The organism is Pseudomonas mucoides, from assembly GCF_015461845.1.
Taxonomy (GTDB): Bacteria; Pseudomonadota; Gammaproteobacteria; order Pseudomonadales; family Pseudomonadaceae; genus Aquipseudomonas; species Aquipseudomonas mucoides.
This window is the reverse complement of record NZ_JACOPW010000005.1, coordinates 349028-371716: the sequence shown is the minus strand read 5'-3', so window position 1 is coordinate 371716 and position 22689 is coordinate 349028. Positions and strand designations below refer to the sequence as shown.

The window sequence follows — 22689 nt, the reverse complement described above, 5'->3', positions numbered from 1 at the left end:
CCTCGACCGCTCTAACTCGGCCTCCGTATCATCCGCCCAAATCCCGACCAAAACTTTTTCAAAAATTTATCTTGCGCGCAAAATACTTGCGCGATACATTCATCTCGCACTTACTTAGCGCGCAAACATTTAGCGCAAAACATCAAACCCGAATGAGGCTCACACCATGCAAACTCTCTACACCGCAATCGCAACCTCCACTGGCGGCCGTGATGGTCGTGCCGTTTCCAGCGACAACATCCTCGACGTCAAACTCGCTACCCCGAAAGAACTCGGCGGTGCGGGCGGCGCAGCGACCAACCCTGAGCAACTGTTCGCTGCCGGTTACTCCGCCTGCTTCATCGGCGCGCTGAAATTCGTTGCCAGCCAGACCAAACGCACCATCCCGAACGACGCCTCGATCACCGCCCATGTCGGCATCGGCCAAATCCCTGGCGGCTTCGGTCTGGACATCGACCTGCACATCAGCTTGCCGGGCCTTGAACAAGCCGACGCGCAATCCCTGGTCGACGCTGCCCACCAGGTCTGCCCGTATTCCAACGCCACCCGTGGCAACGTCGATGTGCGCCTGCACGTCACCGTCTAACCGCTGATCCCAAAGTCCGAACAGGAAACGAACATGAACGCTTTCAGCAAAGTCTTGACCGGCACCCTTCTCGCCCTGTCCATCGGCAACGCGTTTGCAGGCGACGGTGTTGAACACAACACCCAGGCCTTCCTCGACGTACTGAATGCCGGCACCGGCAAACCGATGGAGCAACTCACCCCGAAGGACGCCCGTGCCGTGCTGACGGGTGCGCAAGCCTCGGTGAAACTGACACTGCCTAAAGCGGATGTCAGCGAGAAGACCATTCAAGTCGATGGCCAACCGCTGCGCCTGACCATCGTCCGGCCGGCCGGGGTCAAGGGCGAGCTGCCCGTGTTCATGTTCTTCCATGGTGGTGGCTGGGTGTTGGGCGACTTCCCGACCCACGAACGATTGGTGCGTGATCTGGTAACGGGCTCGGGGGCAGTGGCGGTGTTCGTCAATTACACCCCGTCGCCAGAAGCGCATTACCCGGTGGCGATCAACCAGGCGTATGCGGCGACCCAATGGGTGGCCGAGCACGGCAAAGAGATCAATGTCGACAGCAAACGTCTGGCCGTGGCCGGCAACAGCGTCGGTGGCAACATGGCGGCCGTGGTTGCACTGATGGCCAAGGACAAGGGCACACCGGCGATCAAGTTCCAGGTGCTGCTGTGGCCGGTAACGGATGCGAACTTCGAAACGGCGTCATACAACCAGTTTGCCGAGGGGCACTTCCTCACCAAAAACATGATGAAGTGGTTCTGGGACAACTACACCACCGACGCCGACCAGCGTAACGAGATCTACGCCTCGCCGCTGCGGGCAACCACCGCCCAACTGAAGGGCTTGCCACCTGCACTGGTGCAGACGGCGGGCGCTGACGTGCTGCGCGACGAGGGTGAAGCCTATGCTCGCAAGCTTGATGAGGCAGGGGTGGCAGTGACGTCGGTTCGCTACAACGGCATGATCCACGACTACGGTTTGCTCAACGTGGTGAGCCAGGTGCCTGCGGTGCGTTCGGCGATGCTGCAAGCGTCGCAAGAGCTCAAAGAACACCTGAAGAAGTAACACCGCTCCTACAGGGGTGCAACGTTGAATTCGAAATTGCGCCCACAAAAAAGCCCGACTCAGAGGTCGGGCTTTTTCTGTCCGCAAAAAGCAGTGCTTATTTAGCACGGCCTTTGTAGGAACCGCCTTCGCGGGTATCGATCTCGATCATGTCGCCGATTTCGATGAAGTCAGCAACCGACAGCTCGGTACCGTTCTTCAGTTTGGCAGGCTTCATGACCTTGCCGGAAGTGTCACCGCGAGCGGAACCTTCGGTGTAGTCAACCTGACGCACGATAGTGGTCGGCAGTTCTACGGAAACCAGACGCTCTTCGAAGAAGATCGCTTCGCAAACATCGGTCATGCCTTCTTCAACGAAAGGCAGAACGGCTTCGATGTCTTCAGCGTTCAGCTCGTACATGGTGTAGTCAGTGGTGTCCATGAACGTGTAGGTGTCGCCGCTGATGAAGGACAGGGTCGCTTCTTTGCGGTCGAGGATTACGTCGTCCAGTTTGTCGTCAGCGCTGTAAACGATCTCGGTCTTGTAACCGGTCAGCAGGTTTTTCAGCTTGGTCTTCATGATCGCGCTGTTACGACCGGATTTGGTGAATTCAGCTTTCTGAACCAGCCAAGGATCGTTTTCGAGACGGATCACGGTACCGGGTTTCAGTTCTTTACCAGTTTTCATTGCGAATATCCGAATTTGGATGGGATTTACAAAAATCTAGGCCGCGTATCATATCCAATTTACATAAAACTGTACCAGCGCCGCGGCAAGATCGGCCTGCAAGGCTTGTTCCAGACACCACGCCTCGGCGTGTTTTTGCAGCTCTGGCCAGTGTTTGCGGGCTGTGCGCCAGTGGTCGGACATATCATGACCGGCATTCCAGGCGTGCCAAAGACCGTTTATCGCCTGGCTGGCGGGCTCGGACAGGCCTTTTGTGTACAGCGCGAGGAACGCATCGAGCTTGTCCAGGTGGATGTCTTCCTCCTGCTGATAGATGTGCCAGAGCATCGGCCGACCCGCCCATTGAGCGCGAACGAAGGAGTCTTCACCGCGCACGGCGTTGAAATCGCAGCACCAGAGCAGGTGATCATATTGATCCTGTCGGACGAACGGCAGCACCTGGACGGTCAATCCGTCGCGAACATGAAGCGCCCCCGCGGCCAATCCTTCAACGCCGAGCCAGCGTTCGACATCGCCGAGAATCCGCCCCTCGGGCACCAGCAAATGTGTGGGCGACGAATCGGCGGCCAGTACATCCAGCCAACTCGACAACCCGGCATTCTCATAGGCAAACAGCGAGATCAATTGCGCGTTCGGCGCACGATCAATGCCCAACCCTTGAAGGAATTCGCGTTGAGTCTCGGGACTTTGCTGAAACTGTCGGCGACGCTCAAGCAATCCACTTTCTCGCAGCAGACCGCCGGTGCCCGGCCGGAATCCCGGGAAGAAGAAGTACTTCTGCACCGTTTTGTATTTGACCGACGGCAAACCGTGGCAGCCGATCACCCAGTCCTCGGCGCTCAGATAATCGAGGTTCATCCACAGCGGCGGCTTTACCCGCTCGGCCATGGCGTCCATGTAGGCGCTCGGCAATTGGCAGGCGAATGCGGCGATGACCACGTCCGCCGCGTCGGTGGCCAGCCACTCGGTCGGCCATTGGCGCACTTCGACGCCGGCCTGCCATTGCTGCGCGACATGGCTATCGATCTCGGGACACAGACGTTCGAAGGCGCGCAGGTCATCGACCCACAAGCGCACCTCCAGCCCGTGGTCGGCCACCAGTTGGCGAGCCAGGCGCCAAGTCACGCCGATGTCGCCAAAGTTGTCGACCACGGTGCAAAAAATATCCCAGCGCCGGCGGTTTTTCACTTGAGGCAGTTCAGGCATTCCAGGTTCCCGTTGGCAAAGGCACCGATTGTCCGCATAAATTACCTCGTGCAGAAGAGCCGACGGCGATTAATCTTCGTGCGACAATCGCCACTCGCCCGCGACCATCCGCCAGGAGGCAGCCATGCCCTACCGTCCCAACCCGCGCCGCCCGTTGCCGATCCAGCTTAACGCCCTGCGATTGACCGGCAGCATTGCCCTTGGTATGTGGCTGGGATTTATCGCCATCGCGCTGACCTGCTGGCTCGTCTCAGCGGTGTTTTTCAAAGAGCAACTGGCACCGGTAGCCGCCGCCGTGGAACAACTGGCCAAGCCGCCGATTGTCGAACAGCCAAGGCAGGATATTCCACCGCAGAGCCCGTTGTTCGAGCAATACGAAGAGAACCTGCGCAAGAACGAACAGCAGGTGCGCATGGATCAGGCCCGCAGCAGCAGCCGCAATCTGTCCAATCCAAAATGCCAGTTCTGGTTGCAGCAGGACCATACCGCGCCGAGCGAAAAAAGCCGCGCCAATGTCCTGCAATTCTGCGACTGATCATGAACAAACAGACCGTCCACCAATTGATTCTCGACAAGCTGCGGATTGATCTCGACATCGCAGAGCGTGCCGCGCAAACCGCCTACGAAACCGCGACCCACGAAGAAAACATCGCCGAAAACAAGTACGACACCCTGGGGCTGGAGGCGTCCTATCTGGCAGCCGGGCAGGCCAAACGGGTGGAGGAAATCCGCCAGTCACTGGCGCTGTGCCAAAATCTGATGCTGCGCCCTTATGATGATCAGCGCGGCATCGAAGTCGGCGCACTGCTCGGCCTGGAAGACGAGAACGGTCGTGAGCAATGGCTGTTTCTGGCCCCCGATGCGGCCGGCCTGAAGGTCGATCTGGTGGGGCAACTGATCACCGTCATCACCCCCCGCTCGCCGCTGGGCAAAAACCTGCTGGGCAAGTTCGAAGGGGATGAAGTGGAGATTCTGGTGGCGGGCGCTCGGCAACAGTTTTCTGTTACCGAGGTGGTCTAGAACAAACGATCAGTGGACCGGCAGTTCGACGCCGTCGAACAGTTCTTCCAGCTCCTGCTTGTTGTGGCACTGAATGGCTTTAGCCATCACTTCACGGGTCAGGTGCGGGGCAAACTTCTCGATGAAATCGCACATGAAGCCACGCAGGAAGGTGCCACGACGGAAACCGATTTTGGTGATGCTCGATTCAAACAAATCGCTCGCATCGAGCATGACCAGATCGCTATCGAGTTTGGCATCGACCGCCATTTTCGCCACGATGCCCACGCCCAGTCCCAAACGAACGTAAGTCTTGATCACGTCGGCGTCGGCGGCAGTGAACACCACTTTCGGTGTCAGGCCGCGATGGCTGAAGGCTTCGTCGAGCTTCGAACGGCCGGTAAAACCGAACACGTACGTCACGATCGGGTATTCGGCCAAGGCTTCGAGGGTCAGCTTCGACAGTTTGGTCAATGGGTGACCTTGTGGCACGACCACGCAGCGGTTCCAGCGGTAGCACGGCATCATCACCAGGTCGCCGAACAACTCCAGCGCTTCGGTGGCAATAGCGAAATCCACGGTGCCGTCAGCGGCCATTTCAGCGATCTGCATCGGCGAACCCTGGTGCATGTGCAGGGCAACGTCCGGGTATTGCTTGATGAAGGTGCTGATCACCGGTGGCAACGCATAACGTGCCTGGGTGTGAGTGGTGGCGATCGACAGGGTGCCCTTTTTCTCGTTGGAGAATTCCTGGGCGATCTGCTTGATGCTTTCAACCTTGCGCAGGATTTCGCCGGCGGTGGTGATGATGCGTTCGCCAGCCGGGGTGACGCGGGTCAGGTGCTTGCCGCTGCGGGCGAACACCTCGACGCCCAGTTCGTCTTCCAGCAGGCGGATCTGTTTACTGATACCCGGTTGCGAGGTGTAAAGGCTTTGGGCAGTAGCGGAAACGTTGAGGTCGTGGTGCGCCACTTCCCAGATGTAGCGCAATTGTTGAAGCTTCATATGAATCCCTCAAAGCAGGTAGACGCCACGGGCATCAGCGACGGTATATAACTATATTAATGGCGTGAAGAATAAATCTAGAACTTTTTTGTCAAATTGCCACTATTTGTGTTCTAGCGATCTTCCTTGCGGCGACGCTCTACCAGTGGCACCAGATAGACCGGCACCCGCGCCAGCTGCAACACGCGCGCGGCGGTCCTGCCCAAAGGCGTTTCCGCGCCAGCACCATGGCTATGACTACCTACGATCAGCAAATCCACAGAGAGTTTCTGCGCCTGGTCGAGAATCACCTGCGATGGATCCCCCTGAAGTACGCGCACCGCGCGGATTCGCGCCAGATCCTGCTCCCCTTCATCCCCCAGCTCTTCGCGAAAACTGTCGAGCACCCGCTGCTCGATATTGGCAATGACGGTACTCAGGCCCTGACTGTGAAACTCGTTCAAGGCCTGTTCATCGAGATAACTTTGAAGCACCGATTCGGCAAACAGCCCCATGGGCTCAACCGCGTGGACCACATACAAGTCGGCATTGAATGTCCGCGCCAGGGCCAAGGCATGTTGCATCACCAACGGTGCATATAGGCCAAGGTCAGTGGCATACAGCATCGACTGAATCATAGGATCTCCTCGCAAGCCAACATGGCGGAGATTTGATTCAGCTTAGCAGTGCCTTGGCGAGTACGACGCTCTGCGTAACGCGTTGAACGGTAGGCTTAAACCTTTTGCTCGTTGCTTACGCCGTGCGGTACGTGACCGGTGGCGACGACTTCGCGGGCCAATTCGCAATGGCCAGCCTGATCGTCGAAAAACACATCGGCGGCAAACGCTTCGAGAAATGCCGATTTGGTCAGGCCACCGAGAAACAGTGATTCGTCCAGGCGAATATCCCATTCGCGCAACGTGCGGATCACGCGCTCGTGGGCCGGCGCCGAACGCGCCGTGACCAACGCCGTGCGGATCGGGCAGTCGTCGTCTGGAAACTCACGCTGCAACAGATTGAGGGCCGCCAGGAAGCCTTTGAACGGCCCTCCGCGCAATGGCTCACGGGCGGCTTCGCGCTCGCTGGCCTGAAACGCTTCCAGGCCGCCCGACTGGTAGACCCGCTCCGACTCGTCGGAAAACAGCACCGCATCGCCGTCGAAGGCAATCCGCAATTCATCGCTGGCCGCGCGGCTGGCACCGCCCGACAGAATGGTCGCCGCGGCGAAACCGGCCTCCAGTGCGCTACGCACGTCTTCGGCGTGCGTCGACAGAAACAGGTCACAACCAAAGGCCTTGAGATACGGATAGGGACTGCGCCCGCCGACAAACGCCGCGCGGGAAATTGCCAGCCCGTAGTGATGAATCGAGTTAAACACCCGCAACCCGGTGTCGGCGCTGTTGCGCGACACCAGGATCACCTCGACCCGGGCGCGACCAAGAAGGGTATTGAGGTTCAGGAGTTTCTGCACCAGCGGGAAGGCATCACCAGGCTCAAGGATTTCGTCCTCGTGCTCGATCTGGTATTGCCGGTAGGCCTCGACACCGCTCGACAGATACACCTTGTGGCTTTCGCTCAGGTCGAACAGTGCCCGCGAAGAAATCGCCAGCACCAGTTTGTCGTCGATAGTCTTGGCCATGCCCTTCCCCCCGGATTGATCGACTCAGGTATTTCGTCGATCGATAAAACTCAAACTGCGATACAAGGCTTCGATCAGCGGCAATTCGCACCCTGCCGCTTTGGCCGCAGCCAAGGGGCGCGCGTAAATCGCCGCCAGTTCCAGCGGTCGCTTGTGCAGGAAATCGTGGTACATGCTCGGCCAATAGTCCGGCATTTTTTCGGTCACCATGAACAGATGGTCAGCGTAACCGGCCGGAATGTCGTGACCACAGGCGATTGCGCCCTGCACCACTTCGGCCATCAATGCCTTGATCAATTCCCGGCTGTCAGCATCGGCCATCAATGGCGTGGTGCTGGCCCCCAACAGAACCGACAAACCGTTGTACGGAACATTCCAGACCAGTTTTTGCCAACGTGCCTGCTGCAGGTTCGGCATGGCCTGGGAATCGATGCCAGCGCTGCGGAACAGTCTGGCGCCCTCTTCTACAATCGCCACGCGCTCCACTTCATCGGCCGCAGGACCACTGTGATAGCCGATGTTGACCGCGCCGAGCGCCTGATGGGTAATTTCCCCGGGACCGGTGCGATGGACACAGATAAAACACAGCCCGCCGAGCAGGTGCAACGAGTCAGGAAGCAACTCTCGCAGGCTGTCTTCGACGTCCAGGCCATTCTGCAAGACCAGCACTTTGGCGTTCGCAGCAGCCGCCTGAATGATGGCGGGGGCCAGGTCGGCATTGCTGGTGGTTTTGGCGCCGACCAGCAACCAGTCGCAGGCGGGCATGTCTTCCGCGGATGAATAGGCCTGAACCGGGTTCAACGTCAGCGCGCCATGCGCCGCGCTGTCGAGTCGCAACCCGCGCTCGGCCACTGCTGAAAATTCACTGCGCAGCAAAAAGTGCACATCGAAGCCGGCACGCGCCAGCATCATCCCGTAGAACCCGCCGATTGCGCCGGTCCCGATCACACCGATTGTCGGCCTGGTCACTGCCCCCATCATGGCAACTCCTCTGCTGTTTTCATCAGCGCCCGTCCGACCGCTTCATTGAGTTCGGTACCGGTCAGGCGCGATTTTAATGCCCCGAAGAACTCACCGTCGCGCACTAAAAACAGCGCCGGCAAATGAAAAACCTGATAACGCTCGACCACCCCGCCATTGTTCCCCGCATCGATCCAGCACAGTCGATCGACTGCCAGATCGAGCCTTGGCAATTGCTCACGGGCAAATCGGCAACTGGCGCAGCCGACACTGTTAAAAATCACCAGGGAAACACCGGGCATTCCCAGCAGCCGTTGGTCGGCATCGAAATCGGTCAGTTCCAATTCGACCACTATACTGGGTGAAAGAATGTCAGATGGCCGACACAGGGAGTCCGTGTTCATGGGACGTTTTATTCCTCATCCTGATGATGTGCCCGTCGAATTAACGTTGCTCACACATGAGTGCATCTCGCGACAGCGCTTGCACACTATCAGCCTCGGGGGCATGGCTTGCAATTATCACAGGGCCTGGCGCCACGGCACGGCGCTGGAAGTGCGCATGCCGACCCTGAACCCCGACTTGCGCTACCTGGGCTATGTGGCCTGGTGCCTGCGGCGCAAACGCGGCTACCTGGTGGGCATTGCCTTTGTCGACGAGCAGATGATGTTCAGTGCCCGAATGGGCGAGCAAGTGTGCCAGATCGAACGCTATTGCCGCCTGCATGACGCACATGACGACTTGCAGGGTATTCAGGCGCTGGCCCTTGAATGGGTCCAGGCACATGCCGACGAGTTCTCTCACGACACCGTGCGCAAGGCATTTGCACAGGCTGTGCTGGATTAAACAGGTGTGTGCCCATTGTCGAGCAGGCGCCTAACGCGCTAAGGTTCGGGTCCCCGACGCGCTTAATTTGCTGTGCTCCGCCGCGCGGGTTCGCTGGCGGCCGGCACCCGTGACCTGACGAGTAAACGATGGCTGATTTACCGATCAACGACCTAAACGTCGCCTCCAACGAGACGCTGATCACTCCTGACCAGCTCAAGCGTGACATCCCCCTGAGCGACGCCGCCCTGCGCACCGTCACCAAGGGTCGCGAAGTCATTCGCAATATCCTGGATGGCACCGACCACCGCCTGTTCGTCGTCATCGGGCCTTGCTCGATCCACGACATCAAGGCTGCCCACGAATACGCCGAGCGCCTGAAGGCACTCGCGGCAGAAGTGTCCGATACCCTGTATCTGGTCATGCGCGTGTATTTCGAAAAGCCACGCACCACTGTCGGCTGGAAAGGCTTGATCAACGACCCCTACCTGGACGACTCGTTCAAGATTCAGGATGGCTTGCACATCGGTCGCCAGTTGTTGCTGGACCTGGCCGAAATGGGCCTGCCGACCGCGACCGAAGCCCTCGACCCGATCTCCCCGCAGTATCTGCAGGACCTGATCAGTTGGTCGGCCATCGGCGCGCGTACCACCGAATCCCAGACTCACCGCGAAATGGCTTCCGGCCTGTCCTCGGCTGTCGGCTTCAAGAACGGCACCGACGGCGGCCTGACCGTGGCGATCAACGCCCTGCAATCGGTTTCCAGCCCGCACCGCTTTCTGGGCATCAACCAGGAGGGTGGCGTGTCGATCGTCACCACCAAGGGCAACGCTTACGGCCACGTGGTACTGCGCGGTGGCAACGGCAAGCCGAACTATGATTCGGTCAGCGTCGCGCTCTGCGAGCAAGCGCTGAACAAGGCGAAGATCAAGCCGAACATCATGGTCGATTGCAGCCACGCCAACTCCAACAAGGACCCGGCGCTGCAACCGCTGGTGATGGAGAACGTTGCCAACCAGATTCTCGAAGGCAACCAGTCGATCATCGGCCTGATGGTCGAGAGCCACCTGAACTGGGGCTGCCAGGCTATCCCGAAAGACCTCGCCGACCTGCAATACGGCGTGTCGATCACCGATGCCTGCATCGATTGGTCCGCCACCGAAAACACCTTGCGCAGCATGCATGCCAAGCTCAAGGACGTGCTGCCCAAACGCGATCGCACCTGATCAGCGTTTAGCGCACACAAAAACGCCAGGCTTAAACCTGGCGTTTTTTTATGTGTTCGTTTGGGTCACAGCTTGGCGGCGTGCCGCTGGTGACGCTCCATATAGCGCTCAACGTAGGAGCACGATGGAATGACGGTGTAACCCATTTCATCAGCGTACTCCAACGCCTTCTCGGTCAATGCCGCAGCGATGCCGCGACCACGCAACGCGTTGGGCACGAAGGTGCGATAGATATCCAGGGTCTGTTTTCCCAGATCCATATAGGTCAGGTAGGCACGATGACCGTCCACATTGGTCTCGAACTGATGACCAGCCTGGTCATGGTGGATGGACAACGCCTCGCTCATCACTACTCCTCGCGGGTCTGAATTCTGACCCCTACCTTACCGATGTTTTTCCGGCGAAGGAACATCTACGCCACCCCGTGCCAATGGACACCGAGAAGAACTGCACCGATCTCGCGCAACCGAGCACGTATCAAATAGTAGGCACCATTGGCGAAAATGCTCAAGGTGCGCTCGTCATCATGCTCAGCCAGCGGGTGCTGCTCCGGGGGTACGCAGGGACGGCTCGACCGACGGTCTTAGCGGGTCGGCAGCCTGAACATTGCCGGATATTGAGACATAAGACGAATCCGCTCTCTTAAAGTCACCTCTAGATGGATAAAGATTATGAGAGCCTCTGCGCAAAATTCGAACAGAAGTATGGACGAACTCATCTAGCCAGACTTTAGCCAAGACCGAAAAAAAGCCCTGTGAGTGCGCGGAACTTTTTTTGAGCGGCTCGCTCATCTCGGGCCTCGCAGCTGGATATTTTTTAGACAATGCAGTTAAAAGTTGCTCGAAAAAGAATCAACGCCTACAATTTTTTTTGCTTCTTGCTTTACGTCAGTTTACTTACGAGTAGTAATGAGTAGTATGTACGCCGGCTATTTCCTCACTCTGAGGAGACAGCTAACTTAATAGAAAGTCCTTGAAGGGGAACACGATGAACAACGTTCTGAAATTCTCTGCTCTGGCTCTGGCCGCAGTTCTGGCTACCGGTTGCAGCAGCGCATCGAAAGAAACCGAAGCACGTCTGACCGCTACTGAAGACGCAGCTGCTCGCTCCCAGGCTCGTGCAGACGAAGCTTACCGTAAAGCTGATGAAGCTCTGGCTGCTGCTCAAAAAGCACAACAGACTGCTGACGAAGCTAACGAGCGTGCTCTGCGCATGCTGGACAAAGCTAGCCGCAAGTAATAATCCCTCGGGATTGTTATCAAGCCGACCCATTTTTTGGGTCGGCTTTTTTATTGCCTGGTGTTTCCTACCGGCAATAAAAAACCCGCCGACGCGGTGTGCGTCGGCGGGTTGTTTTCAAGCCTTACTGCAACGGATCGAGCGGTGTATTCGACACCATCGGCGCGGAGCCATTCGGCACCGCGATTTCCACCGGCAGGCCATCTTCAGCGGCGACCACGTCACGCACCACATCCCAGTTCATGCGCAGGTTGTTAGTGATGTCTTCACGCTTGAGCATCGCGTTGATCACCGCGGTGTGCTTGTCGACCACCGACGGGTTGCCCTTGTCATCCAGCGGTGTGTGCGCTTCGAGATACACCTTGCCGCCACTTACGCCAAATTTGTACGGATCGTTGATGATTCGTACCGACGTGCCGACCGGCACCATTTTCGCCATTTCCAGCACGTTATTGTTGAACATGCGGAAGCAGCCGTGGCTGGTGCGCATGCCAATGCCGAATTTCTTGTTCGAGCCATGAATCAGGTAGCCCGGAGTGCCCAGGCTGAACTTGAACGGCCCCAGAGGGTTATCCGGGCCTGCTGGCACGACATTCGGCAGCGGATCACCATCGGCGGCGTGCTCGGCCTTGATCGACGCTGGAGGGGTCCAGGTCGGGTTAGGCGTTTTCGCGGTGATGGTGGTATGGGCGATTGGCGAGCCCCACCCCTCACGACCAATCCCCAGCGGGAAGGTGTACACCACGTTCTGGCCTTTGGGGTAGTAATAGAGGCGGTACTCAGCCAGGTTGATCACGATGCCTTCGCGCGGGCCCGGTGGCAGGATGAAACGGGTCGGCAGAATGACTTCAGTACCGGCGCCCGGCAACCATGCATCGACACCCGGGTTGGCCGCGATCATTTCCGTGTAGCCCAGGTCGTAAGCGGTACCAAGGTCAGCAAAGGTATCTTCGTACTTGGCCTTGATCACCTGCACCTGGCCGATGATGTCTTCACCGGGCGGTGGCAGGGGAAACTCCAATGCTGCAGCTGGACCGGCCATACAAAGGGCGGCAAGAGACAGGCAGCGGGTGACGGCAGGAAAACGCGGCAACATCCGGAAAGTCCTTCGCATGATCGACAAGGGTATAAAAAACGGGATTGTACACCGCCGTCTGGAATTTCGGGGAGTTGGCCGATAGCACGCTATCTTTTATGCGTCAGAGCTCAAAACGCAGCTCTGGCCAGATCGGCGAGGTGCCGCGCTTTTGCGATTCAAGGATCGCCCGGCACAGCGAGCACAGGCGCTGGTCCTGGAATACTCGACGGTCCACACTCGACCAGCGTGGCTGTGCAGGCAACAGGCTGCCGCACAAGGTTCGGTCCGCCGAGCCGCCCAGCTCCAGTTGACGGGTTACCAGATGCACCCGCACTTCCTGGCAGGCGAACAGATCCAGCTGTTCGTCAGGCTCGATCAGTTGGTAGGCAAAAAGTGACCAGGCAGGACGCGGCATCGGGGGCTCCAAATCGGGGGCGCCACCTTAGCCGAAAGCCTGCGCCTAGAAAAGGGTCATAACAGCGGTTTTAGCGTAGGCCAGACATTATCCAGCAACTTGTCCTGAGCCCCGGCCGCCGGGTGTATGCCGTCAGCCTGCATCAAGTCCGGATGACCGCCGACGCCGTCGAGGAAAAACGGCACCAGCGCGATGTTTTTCTCGGTGGCCAGCGTGCTGTAGACCTTGGCAAAGGCTTCGGTGTAGCGCACGCCGTAATTAGGAGGCAGTTGCATGCCCAACAGCAGGACCTTGGCGCCGTTGTCGCGGGAGCTGTCGATCATCGACGCAAGGTTTTGTTGCAAATTAGCCGGGGGCATTCCACGCAGTCCGTCATTGCCGCCCAACTCGAGGATGACAAGCGCCGGCTTATGCTCTGCAAGCAGCGCAGGCAGGCGCGCCTGGCCTCCGGCACTGGTGTCGCCACTAATGGAGGCGTTGACCACTTTATCGTCGAAGCCTTCGTGTTTGAGCCGTTGCTCGAGCAGCGAGACCCACCCTAACCGGGTATCCAGTCCGAAACCCGCGCTGATACTATCGCCAACGATCAGGACAGTACCCGCCGCTGCGTTCTGGGCCATGCACATCAAGGCCAGGCCAGCACTCAAAAACCACACACGCATCGGATTCTCCATGGGCGCAAGCATTCTCACCGCGAAGAACCTCAGCAAAGTGGTTCCCAGCGCGGAAGGTGAACTGACTATCCTGCACGAACTCAACCTGGAACTGAACAAGGGCGACAGCCTGGCCATCGTCGGCGCCTCCGGTTCCGGCAAATCCACCCTCCTCGGCCTGCTCGCCGGGCTCGACCTGCCCAGCAGCGGCGAAGTCACGCTGGCCGGGCAAGGGCTGAGCACCCTCGATGAAGATCAACGCGCACGCATTCGGGCCGAGCATGTCGGTTTTGTATTCCAGTCCTTTCAGTTGCTCGACAGCCTCAACGCCCTGGAAAACGTCATGTTGCCGCTGGAACTCGATGGCCGCAAAGATGCCCGCGAGCGGGCTACCGAGTTGCTGCAACGGGTCGGCCTGGGCCAGCGCCTGACCCACTCCCCCCGCCAGCTATCCGGTGGCGAACAGCAGCGTGTAGCGATTGCCCGTGCGTTTGCCGCCGAGCCCGATGTGCTGTTCGCCGATGAACCCACCGGCAACCTCGACAGCCATACCGGTGAACGCATCAGCGACCTGTTATTCGAACTCAATCAGGAACGCGGCACGACACTGGTACTGGTGACCCACGACGAACGCCTGGCACATCGCTGCCGGCGCCTGATCCGCCTTGAAGCCGGCCTGCTGGTCGCCCCACTGGAGCCTTGATGGCACGCCTGCCGCTGTTGCGCCTGTTCAGTCTTGCCATCCGTCAACTGCTGCGTGATGCCCGCGCCGGTGAATTGCGCGTGCTGTTCTTCGCCCTGCTGGTGGCGGTAGCGGCGAGTACCGCCATCGGCTACTTCGGCGCCCGTCTCAACGGCGCCATGATGTTGCGCGCCACCGAATTTCTCGGCGCCGACCTGTTGCTCGAAGGCAGCTCACCGGCACGCCCCGAACAGATCAAAAGCGGTACGGAGCTGGGGCTTGAACACGCTCAAGTGGTGGAATTCTCCAGCGTCATCGCCACCGATAACGGCATACAACTCTCCAGCATCAAAGCGGCCGATGATGTCTACCCACTGCGCGGCGAACTGAAAAGTGCCCCGGCGCCTTTTGCTCAGGAAGAACCTGGCGGCGGCCCGAAACCCGGCGAGGCCTGGGTTGAGGCGCGACTGCTGACGGCGCTGGATCTGAAGATCGGCGACAGCATCGACGTCGGCATGAAAACCCTGAAACTGGCACGCGTCCTGACCTACGAACCCGACCGGGCCGGCAACTTCTATAGCCTCACGCCACGGGTGCTGATCAACCTCAGCGACCTGGCCGCCACCGGTGTGGTGCAACCCGGAAGCCGGGTCAGCTACCGCGAACTCTGGCGCGGCAAAGCCGAGGCGCTGGAAACCTATCGCCAACTGGTCAAGCCGGGCCTGGCGGCCAACCAGCGCCTGCAGGATGCCCGCGACGGCAACCGACAAATTGGCGGCGCGCTGGGCAAGGCCGAGCGTTACCTCAACATGGCGAGTCTGGTGGCGGTCCTGTTGTCCGGCGTGGCGGTAGCGCTGTCGGCCACGCGCTTTGCCACGCGCCGATTCGATGCCAGTGCCCTGCTCCGTTGCCTGGGCCTGTCACGCCGGGAAACCATGGCATTGTTCAGTTTTCAGCTGACCGTACTCGGCCTGCTCGCCAGCCTCAGTGGCGCCCTCCTCGGCTGGCTGGCTCAGTTGGGGCTGTTCGCCTTGCTGCATGATTTGCTGCCGACTGACGTGCCTCCGGGTGGTCTGCTGCCGGCCATTGCCGGGATCGGCACCGGGCTGGTGGCACTGGCCGGATTCGCCCTGCCACCGCTGGCCGCGCTCGGTCGCGTGCCACCACTGCGCGTGTTGCGCCGAGACATGCTGCCAATTCCGTCCAGCACCTGGATGGTCTATGGCGCCGCCCTGGGTGCCCTCGGCCTGATCATGTGGCGCCTGAGCCTCGACCTGGTGCTGACCTTCGCCCTGCTCGGCGGCGGCGTAATCGCCGCGCTGGTGCTCGGTGGCTTGCTCTTGCTGCTGCTCAAAAGCCTGCGCCGGCTGCTGGCCCGTGCTTCGCTGCCCTGGCGCCTCGGTCTGGGCCAACTGCTGCGCCATCCACTGGCCGCAGCGGGGCAAGCCTTGGCCTTCGGCCTGATTCTGCTGTCCATGGCGCTGATCGCATTGCTCAGAGGCGAGTTGCTGGACACTTGGCAGAACCAATTGCCGAAAAACGCACCGAACTATTTTGCGCTGAACATTCTGCCGGCGGACAAACAGGCTTTTACGGATCGCCTGATTCAACTGTCGGCGCAGTCGGCGCCACTTTACCCGGTGGTGCCGGGTCGACTGATCAGCATCAATGGCGAACCGGTGCAGGACATCGTCAGCAAGGATTCGGCGGGTGATCGGGCGATCCAGCGCGACCTGAGCCTGACTTGGGCGGCAGACTTGCCGGCGGGCAACAAACTCACGGCGGGCAACTGGTGGACCGAGCAGACACCGGACGAGGTTCCCGGTGTGTCGGTTGAAGGCAAAGTGGCCGAAAGCCTGAAGCTCAAGCTGGGCGATCACCTGGTGTTTACCGTGGGCGGGGTCAATCGTGAAGCGAAGGTCACCAGCTTGCGAGAGATCAACTGGGACAACTTCCAACCGAACTTCTTCATGATCTTCCAGCCCGGCACCTTGAAAGATTTGCCGGCGACTTACCTGACCAGTTTCTATCTGGCGGCCGGTCACGATCAGCAGATTGTCGACCTCTCGCGCAGCTTCCCGGCGGTGACGATTTTGCAAGTCGAAGCCTTGCTGGAACAGCTGCGCAGCATCCTCGCCCAAGTCACGCTGGCGGTGGAATATGTGCTGTTGTTTGTACTCGCGGCGGGGATGGCGGTGTTGTTTTCCGGCCTGCAGGCGACACTCGATGAACGCATTCGCCAAGGCGCCCTGTTGCGCGCGCTGGGGGCCGAGCGGCAGTTGCTGGTGAAGGCCCGGCGGATCGAGTTCGGTTTGCTCGGCGCGGTCAGCGGTTTGTTGGCGGCACTGGGCTCGGAACTGGTGAGTCTGGTGCTTTACCGCTACGCCTTCGACCTGCCGTGGCACCCGCATCCATGGTTGCTGGTGCTGCCGGTGATCGGTGCGGTGCTGATTGGCGGTGCCGGTGTGTTTGGTACACGTCGTGCGTTGAATGCCAGCCCCCTGACAGTGTTGCGCGAGGGTTGATAGACTCGAACCTTCTCAAATACAAGAAGTTGCCATGAGCCGTTATCGTCCACCCCGCCCCGCAGGCACCGCGCTGATCACCCCCGAAGGTGAAGCGCGGATGCGGGCGGAGTTTCATGAGCTTTGGCATGTACGGCGACCGCAAGTGACGCAGTCGGTGAGCGAGGCGGCGGCGCAGGGTGATCGTTCCGAGAACGCGGAATACACCTACGGCAAAAAAATGCTGCGCGAAATCGACAGCCGTGTGCGCTTTCTCACCAAACGGCTGGAAGCGTTGAAAGTGGTCAGCGAAAAGCCCAGCGATCCGAACAAGGTCTATTTCGGGGCGTGGGTCACGATTGAAGACGAAGACGGCAAAGAGTCGCGCTATCGCATTGTCGGCCCGGATGAGCTGGACCTGAAGCTGGGGCTGATCAGTATCGATTCACCGCTCGCCCGCGCGCTGATCGGCAAGGCGCTGGACGCCGAAGTTCGGGTCCAGACGCCGACCGGTGAGCAATGCGTGTACATCGTGGCGATTGAGTATCTCTGAGCCTTAGCGACGGGTAATCAGCCCCTGTCGGGCAACGCGGGTCAGTTGTTTTATCACTTCCGGCGCGTCTTCGAGGCTCGGTGATTGAATCACCGCCAGGTCAAAGCTGTCGCTGGCAAATCGAGCCAGCGATTCGCCGTCTTCGACAAACTGGATCAGGAAGGCTGCAGGCCCGCCGGTACGACGTGGCCAGCCATCGAGATAACGCAGGAGCGTCGGCTGATGTTTACCGCCAAGCAGGATTTTTGGATTGCGCTGGGTAAGGTGTGCCGTGATCGGCGCGGGACGTACTACAGGGCTAAGTGCGTTCATCGAGTCGTGTCTCTGCCTCAAAATTCTGCATGGCAGGTGAGAGGCAACACCGAACCAGCGCTTTAGCGGTATTTCGAAGCCTGTTTCAAGCTTCTATCGGCAACTGAATGAGTCACCTGGCGCCCCGCAAGTAGCTGTTTAAATCGGCGCATGGGCAACATCCTAGAGAAGCTGACCGGACAGTGTCAAGAATGACGCGCAACAAAAAAGGCCCGCGCAATGCGGGCCTTTTCGTTGAGCCAGAGCGGTCAGTCGGTAATGGCGCGGTCCAGCGACAGCTTGCCGGCACCTTCGATCAGTACCGCGATGCTGCCGCCAAGCAAAGCCAGGGCGAATTCATAACCGTTGTTGGCCATGAACAGGCCGTTATGGATGTGCACCGAGAAAATCGCGACCAGCGAGAGGAAGGTCAGGCCCAGTGCTGCCGGACGTGTCAGCAGACCGATGATCAACGCCAGACCACCGAAGAATTCGGTACCACCGGCCAGAATCGCCATCAGGTGACCCGGTGCCAGGCCCAGGCTTTCCATGTACTGCGCGGTGCCGGCAATGCCGTAGCCACCAAACATACCGAAGAGCTTCTGCGCGCCATGAGCAGCGAAGATGATCCCGACGACGATCCGTATCGCGGTCAGGCCGAAACCGGCGCGGGTAAACAGTACCTTGTTGATCAGTGAGCTCATGCTGTGTCATCCATTGTGAGTGTGTGTTCGTTGGGCACCATATTAATCGATAAAACAAATGTGAAAAGCGCAATAATTGCGACATAACAATCAGTTTAGTTGATTATTTACGAGAGGCCACTTTTTGTCCCTGTGGCTCCAATGACTCCCTCTCACGATCGAACGCCAAGTAATACTTATTCACGCTATTAACATAGCTGACGGGCCCCATCCCCACCTGCTCCATGGCAATGCGCTCGACCTGGAAGAACCACTGATTGGGATTCAGGCCACGCCGTCGGGCTTCGGCGCGCATACCCTGAACCCGCTCCGGGCCAATGTTGTAGGCCGCCAGTACGAACGCCATGCGCTCACGTTCGTTGAGCTTAGGGCTGGAGAAGAACTTGCGGCGGATCATGGCCAGGTACTTGGCCCCGGCCTGCACGTTAGCGTCGAGGTCCTGAATGTTGTTGACCCCCACCCGCTGGGCGGCAGACGGGGTGATTTGCATCAGGCCGGTGGGGCCACCACCGTTGCGGGCGCTGGGTTGCAGCGCCGACTCCTTGAACGCCAGCGCCGCCAGGTTCAACCAGTCCATGCCTTGGGCATCGGCGTGTTTCTGCAGCACCGGTCGCAGTTTTTCCAGGCGCTGACGGTCGGCCTTTGCCAGTGGATAGTGCACTTGGTACAGCCGCCGATAAATCCGCAGAAACGCTACGTCCTGGTCCGAGGGCTTCTTGTACGTCGTCAGAAAACGATCAATGCTCGCCCGCAGCATCGAGGCATCACGGCGCACAAACCAGAATTCTTCGCCTGGATCACTGATCAGCAACTGCTTGTCGAAGCGCAATTTTGGCAGGATCCTGCCCCAGCGCTCGGCAATCGGTTGCTCGACGATGGTCAGGTGAAAGATCCCGCCCTGAACCATTTCCAGCACGTCTTCGACGGCCAGACTCGGATCGACCCACTCGATCTTTATCGGCGCCAACTTGTGCAGTGCGAGTCTTGAATTGATCTGGCTCACGGCATCGCCGGCCGCGCTGCCGGTGGGCAACGCCAGGGTCTTGCCCGAGAGTTGTTCAACCCGGGTGTAACGCCGTTCGCCCTTGATCCCCACCAGCACCAACGGGATGTTGCTGGCGATCGGTTCGCTGCTGCTGACTGCGTGGCCAGGCTGCAAATCGAGCAACTCCCCGGGCGCGACCAGATCCCCTTCCCCGCGCTGCAACGCGCCGAGCAGTTGATCCTTGGCTTTGGGGATGATCTTGAGGGTGACTTCCTGACCGTCGCGGGCGTGGCCATTGAGGTATTGCTCGAAGGCGCGCAAGCGGTGGTATTCGACGCCGATGGCCTGGCCCTGGACTTCGCCGGAGCTGTTGCGGCTCTGATTGACCAGCACCCGCAACACGCGGCTACTGCGAATTTCTGCCAGATCGCGCACCTTGGCCGCCGGCACGGCTTGCAGCGGCCCGGCCAGACGCGCGACCGCCGGCATCGGCAGCAGCAACGAACAGCACAGCAGTAGCAAAATCGAGGGACGTGTCATCCACTCTCCGGAAAGAATACTGGGCCGATTTCCAAAAAAATCTCGAAATCGAACGTCAGAAACAGAGCGCCATGAGCGCTGGCAAAGTGCGAAAGACTGGCACAGTGATGGCACAATGACCACCCGGGCCTGTCTCGCGGCATCAAGAGACAGCTTCAACTCGTTGTAGTTCTTGGCTTTTCTTATAAATCTACAGCTCTGATATGCTTTCCGGCCTTTGGTCCGAGGTAGCACCATGCAACTCATCGATATCGGCGTCAACCTGACCAACCCCAGTTTTGCCGACAAACACCAGGCCGTACTCGACCGCGCGTACGCCGCAGGAGTTTGCCAATTGGTCCTGACCGGCACCAGTGTCGAGGGCAGCGAACAGGCTTTGGAACTGTGCCAACACTTGGACGAAAGCGCTCAACGCCTGTTCGCCACCGCGGGCATTCACCCGCACGCGGCCAGCGACTGGAACACTGACAGCGCCCAGCGTTTGCGCAGTTTGCTCAAGGAGCCGAACGTGGTGGCCGTGGGTGAATGCGGGCTGGATTTCAATCGTGACTTCTCGCCACGCCCGCGACAGGAAAAGGTCCTCGAAGAGCACCTGGCGATGGCGGTCGAGTTGCAGTTGCCAGTGTTCCTGCATGAGCGCGATGCCAGTCAGCGACTGCTGGAAATCCTGCGCGACTACCGTGATCAATTGCCGGCCGCCGTGGTGCATTGCTTCACCGGCGAAAAGAAAGCCCTGTTCAGCTACCTCGATCTTGATTTGCACATCGGCATCACCGGCTGGATCTGCGACGAACGCCGGGGCACGCATCTGCATCCGTTGGTGAAGGAGATCAAACGCGGACGTTTGATGCTGGAAAGCGATGCACCGTATCTGCTGCCACGCAGCTTGCGGCCGAAGCCGAAAAACGGGCGCAACGAGCCGGCGTATTTAACTGAAGTGTTGCGGGAAGTGGCGTTGCATCGTGGGGAAAGCGAAGAAGATCTCGCCGCCCACAGCACCGACTGTGCACGAGCGTTTTTCGGCTTGCCCACAATCCCCCAGTAATCACCGATCCCCTGTTGGAGCGAGCCTGCTCGCGATAGCGCCAGCACTTTCAACATTGATGTCTCAACAGAACGCCATCGCGAGCAGGCTCACTCCTGCAGGGGGACTGTGGTGCATGTTGATCCACATCAAATTCAGAATCTTCGATAGCGGCACAATGCTGGCACCTTGCCAATGCTGTTTCCGCTATCAGAGAAGACCTCCATGGGTGCCTGGCTTAGCAACATCTCGCTGAAATACAAATTCTGGGCGGTCAACGCGGTCGCTTTCTTCACCACCCTGTTGCTGGTGCTGTACGCCGTGCAACTCGAACAACAAGTCCGCAGTCACGCCGCGCAGGGGGCTGCCCAGGCACAGGCGCGATTGCTCAGTGCCTGGCCCGTCGGGCAACCGCTGCCCAAGGCCGACAACCTGCTGACCTTCGGACGCGGACAGGCGCCATTGTTGAACGGTCAGCCACTCCTGGAACTGATGGACAGCCACGGCTGGGTCGAGATCCACCCGATGCCGCTGCTCGGCGACAACCCGTTGATGGGTGCCGAGGTGTTCACCCGCCCCGACGGGCAGCAAGTCGCGGTGATCGCTTTTGGCCCGAGCCTGAGTCAAGTCTTCAGCGAACGTTTCGCCCAGTACGCGGTGGCTGTATTTATCTTGATGCTGGCGATGTTGGGCGCATCGCAGCTGTTGATCCGCTTCCTGCTGAGTCAGCTCAACACCTTGAAAGACGTGATGCTCCACGTCGAAAAAACCGGCGACCTGTCGGCCCGTGTGCCGCTGGCCTGCCAGGATGAAGTCGGGCAGATGGCCAACGCCTTCAACGCGATGCAGGCCGGATACCAGCGAGTGGTCAACACCGTCGCCAGCACGGCCCGGCAACTGGATGTCGGTGCTGCGCGCCTGGCTTCGAGCATGAACGAAGTGCGCCACGGCATGCTCGGCCAGCAAAGCGAAACCGATCAGGCCGCCACGGCAATCAATGAAATGACCGCCACCGTCTATCACATCGCCCAGCACGCCGGCGCCACCCGCGACCTCTCGCAAACGGCAGACAAGCTGGCGGGCAGTGGGCAGCAAGTGGTGTGTCGCGTGCAGAAGTCGATTGCCGGGTTGTCCAGCGGTGTGCAGCAGACGGCGGAGATGATTCAGCGCCTGGCCGAGGACAGTCAGAAAATAAACGGCGTAGTCGGGGTGATTCATAGCATTGCCGAGCAGACCAATCTGCTGGCCCTGAATGCGGCCATCGAAGCGGCACGGGCGGGCGAAATGGGTCGGGGCTTTGCAGTGGTGGCCGATGAGGTGCGCAACCTGGCCAAGCGCGTGCAGACCTCTACCGACGAGATCACCCTGATGGTCTCCGCCTTGCAGGCCGGGACCCGGGACGCGGTGGACTTCATGCAGGAAAGCTCCTTCAAGGCCGATGATTGCGTGAAGCAGGCTCAAGAAGCTGGCGCCGCGCTGGCCGAAATCACCAGCGCCGTGGCGCAGATGCGTGAAAGCAATACGCAGATTGCGGTGGCGGCCGAGCAGCAAAGCCAGGTGGCAGAGGAGATGAATCGGGCGGTGGTGAGTATTCGCGATGTGACCGAGAACACTGTGCAGCAGACCATTAACTCTGCGACGACCAGTCATGAGCTGGCAGCGTTGGCTGGGGAGTTGAGCAAGGCGATCGGGCAGCTCAGGCTGTAAGGGCCCCATCGCGAGCAAGCTCGCTCCCACAGTGACCGCGTTTTAACAGATGAATGCGATTAAATGTAAGAGTGAGCCTGCTCGCGACGGCGTCAGTCCGGTCAACATCAATCCCCACCTATCACCCCCATAGCCAACCTCGATTCGCCGACCACCCTCCCCCCGCCTATTC

Annotated in this window: 26 protein-coding genes; 12 read left to right on the top strand and 14 right to left on the bottom strand. The window is 59.4% G+C overall.

The features are described 5' to 3' along the window. Positions 1–166: 166 nt before the first annotated feature. Together H8F22_RS22810 and H8F22_RS22805 are read left to right on the top strand one after the other, a co-directional pair. A complete protein-coding gene (locus H8F22_RS22810; protein ID WP_027925717.1) occupies positions 167–586 on the top strand; it encodes an organic hydroperoxide resistance protein in 420 nt (139 codons plus the stop codon). A 33-nt stretch (positions 587–619) separates the two neighbouring features. After that, entirely contained in the window at positions 620–1636 is a 1017-nt protein-coding gene (locus H8F22_RS22805; protein ID WP_027925716.1) for an alpha/beta hydrolase, read from the top strand. Between the two features lie 97 nt (positions 1637–1733). Here the strand turns inward: H8F22_RS22805 and H8F22_RS22800 are convergent, their stop codons facing one another. Further along, positions 1734–2303, bottom strand: coding sequence for an elongation factor P (locus H8F22_RS22800; RefSeq protein WP_007943632.1), 570 nt, complete (start codon positions 2301–2303; stop codon positions 1734–1736). Between the two features lie 48 nt (positions 2304–2351). Then, positions 2352–3509, bottom strand: coding sequence for an elongation factor P maturation arginine rhamnosyltransferase EarP (gene earP / locus H8F22_RS22795; RefSeq protein WP_027925715.1), 1158 nt, complete (start codon positions 3507–3509; stop codon positions 2352–2354). A gap of 124 nt (positions 3510–3633) precedes the next feature. Between earP and H8F22_RS22790 the strand changes: the two genes are divergently transcribed. Both H8F22_RS22790 and H8F22_RS22785 read left to right on the top strand, forming a co-directional pair. Then, entirely contained in the window at positions 3634–4044 is a 411-nt protein-coding gene (locus H8F22_RS22790) for a hypothetical protein (protein ID WP_194940714.1), read from the top strand. A 2-nt stretch (positions 4045–4046) separates the two neighbouring features. After that, positions 4047–4529, top strand: coding sequence for a GreA/GreB family elongation factor (locus tag H8F22_RS22785; protein WP_027925713.1), 483 nt, complete (start codon positions 4047–4049; stop codon positions 4527–4529). A gap of 9 nt (positions 4530–4538) precedes the next feature. On the opposite strand, the gene cysB is transcribed toward H8F22_RS22785, so the two are convergent. The 5 genes from cysB to H8F22_RS22760 form a co-directional block, all read right to left on the bottom strand. Continuing rightward, positions 4539–5513: an HTH-type transcriptional regulator CysB gene (gene cysB / locus H8F22_RS22780; protein WP_027925712.1), complete on the bottom strand. Its 975-nt coding sequence runs from the start codon at positions 5511–5513 to the stop codon at positions 4539–4541. A 113-nt stretch (positions 5514–5626) separates the two neighbouring features. Continuing rightward, positions 5627–6130 carry a universal stress protein gene (locus H8F22_RS22775; RefSeq protein ID WP_027925711.1) on the bottom strand — a complete coding sequence of 168 codons (504 nt, stop codon included), beginning with the start codon at positions 6128–6130 and terminating at the stop codon, positions 5627–5629. Between the two features lie 95 nt (positions 6131–6225). Continuing rightward, entirely contained in the window at positions 6226–7131 is a 906-nt protein-coding gene (locus H8F22_RS22770) for a 5'-nucleotidase (protein ID WP_027925710.1), read from the bottom strand. A 24-nt stretch (positions 7132–7155) separates the two neighbouring features. Then, a complete protein-coding gene (locus tag H8F22_RS22765; protein WP_027925709.1) occupies positions 7156–8112 on the bottom strand; it encodes a putative 2-dehydropantoate 2-reductase in 957 nt (318 codons plus the stop codon). Continuing rightward, positions 8109–8495, bottom strand: coding sequence for a YbbN family protein (locus H8F22_RS22760; protein ID WP_194940713.1), 387 nt, complete (start codon positions 8493–8495; stop codon positions 8109–8111). The genes H8F22_RS22765 and H8F22_RS22760 overlap by 4 nt, the downstream gene beginning before the upstream one ends. On the opposite strand from H8F22_RS22760, the gene H8F22_RS22755 reads away from it, so the two are divergent. Continuing rightward, positions 8494–8937 carry a PilZ domain-containing protein gene (locus H8F22_RS22755; RefSeq protein WP_027925707.1) on the top strand — a complete coding sequence of 148 codons (444 nt, stop codon included), beginning with the start codon at positions 8494–8496 and terminating at the stop codon, positions 8935–8937. The two genes, H8F22_RS22760 and H8F22_RS22755, sit on opposite strands and share 2 nt — an antisense overlap. 128 nt (positions 8938–9065) lie before the next feature. Then, positions 9066–10142, top strand: a complete 1077-nt coding sequence (locus tag H8F22_RS22750; RefSeq protein WP_027925706.1) for a 3-deoxy-7-phosphoheptulonate synthase — start codon at positions 9066–9068, stop codon at positions 10140–10142. Between the two features lie 65 nt (positions 10143–10207). On the opposite strand, the gene H8F22_RS22745 is transcribed toward H8F22_RS22750, so the two are convergent. Further along, a complete protein-coding gene (locus H8F22_RS22745; RefSeq protein WP_027925705.1) occupies positions 10208–10489 on the bottom strand; it encodes a GNAT family N-acetyltransferase in 282 nt (93 codons plus the stop codon). 640 nt (positions 10490–11129) lie between these two features. On the opposite strand from H8F22_RS22745, the gene oprI reads away from it, so the two are divergent. Next, positions 11130–11381 carry an outer membrane lipoprotei OprI gene (gene oprI / locus H8F22_RS22740; RefSeq protein ID WP_003199355.1) on the top strand — a complete coding sequence of 84 codons (252 nt, stop codon included), beginning with the start codon at positions 11130–11132 and terminating at the stop codon, positions 11379–11381. A 124-nt stretch (positions 11382–11505) separates the two neighbouring features. Here the strand turns inward: oprI and H8F22_RS22735 are convergent, their stop codons facing one another. The 3 genes from H8F22_RS22735 to H8F22_RS22725 all read right to left on the bottom strand — a co-directional run bounded on the left by H8F22_RS22735 (position 11506) and on the right by H8F22_RS22725 (position 13536). Next, positions 11506–12477, bottom strand: a complete 972-nt coding sequence (locus H8F22_RS22735; RefSeq protein WP_027925703.1) for a L,D-transpeptidase family protein — start codon at positions 12475–12477, stop codon at positions 11506–11508. A gap of 103 nt (positions 12478–12580) precedes the next feature. Continuing rightward, positions 12581–12874: a hypothetical protein gene (locus H8F22_RS22730; RefSeq protein ID WP_003226812.1), complete on the bottom strand. Its 294-nt coding sequence runs from the start codon at positions 12872–12874 to the stop codon at positions 12581–12583. A gap of 56 nt (positions 12875–12930) precedes the next feature. After that, a complete protein-coding gene (locus tag H8F22_RS22725) occupies positions 12931–13536 on the bottom strand; it encodes an arylesterase (RefSeq protein ID WP_027925702.1) in 606 nt (201 codons plus the stop codon). A 10-nt stretch (positions 13537–13546) separates the two neighbouring features. Here H8F22_RS22725 and H8F22_RS22720 point away from each other — a divergent pair, with 10 nt between their 5' ends. Genes H8F22_RS22720 through greB form a run of 3 tightly spaced genes read left to right on the top strand, consistent with a single transcriptional unit; the run spans position 13547 to position 17266 of the window. Further along, positions 13547–14230 (top strand): ABC transporter ATP-binding protein, encoded by a 684-nt coding sequence (locus H8F22_RS22720; protein ID WP_027925701.1) that lies wholly within the window; start codon positions 13547–13549, stop codon positions 14228–14230. After that, positions 14230–16734 carry an ABC transporter permease gene (locus H8F22_RS22715; RefSeq protein WP_059182399.1) on the top strand — a complete coding sequence of 835 codons (2505 nt, stop codon included), beginning with the start codon at positions 14230–14232 and terminating at the stop codon, positions 16732–16734. Before H8F22_RS22720 ends, H8F22_RS22715 begins: the two co-directional genes overlap by 1 nt. Before the next feature lie 34 nt (positions 16735–16768). Continuing rightward, on the top strand, positions 16769–17266 hold the full coding sequence (gene greB / locus H8F22_RS22710) for a transcription elongation factor GreB (protein WP_007943614.1): 498 nt from the start codon (positions 16769–16771) through the stop codon (positions 17264–17266). A gap of 3 nt (positions 17267–17269) precedes the next feature. Here greB and H8F22_RS22705 read toward each other — a convergent pair whose 3' ends face one another. From H8F22_RS22705 to H8F22_RS22695, 3 genes are all read right to left on the bottom strand, one after another. Next, positions 17270–17578, bottom strand: coding sequence for a hypothetical protein (locus H8F22_RS22705; protein WP_027925699.1), 309 nt, complete (start codon positions 17576–17578; stop codon positions 17270–17272). Positions 17579–17826: 248 nt separating this feature from the next. Further along, complete coding sequence (locus tag H8F22_RS22700) at positions 17827–18261, bottom strand: DoxX family protein (protein WP_027925698.1); 435 nt, start codon at positions 18259–18261, stop codon at positions 17827–17829. 103 nt (positions 18262–18364) lie between these two features. Next, a complete protein-coding gene (locus H8F22_RS22695) occupies positions 18365–19786 on the bottom strand; it encodes an MltF family protein (protein WP_194940712.1) in 1422 nt (473 codons plus the stop codon). A gap of 235 nt (positions 19787–20021) precedes the next feature. Here H8F22_RS22695 and H8F22_RS22690 point away from each other — a divergent pair, with 235 nt between their 5' ends. Together H8F22_RS22690 and H8F22_RS22685 are read left to right on the top strand one after the other, a co-directional pair. After that, a complete protein-coding gene (locus tag H8F22_RS22690; protein WP_194940711.1) occupies positions 20022–20831 on the top strand; it encodes a TatD family hydrolase in 810 nt (269 codons plus the stop codon). 204 nt (positions 20832–21035) lie between these two features. Further along, positions 21036–22517 carry a methyl-accepting chemotaxis protein gene (locus H8F22_RS22685; protein WP_194940710.1) on the top strand — a complete coding sequence of 494 codons (1482 nt, stop codon included), beginning with the start codon at positions 21036–21038 and terminating at the stop codon, positions 22515–22517. Positions 22518–22689: the final 172 nt, after the last annotated feature.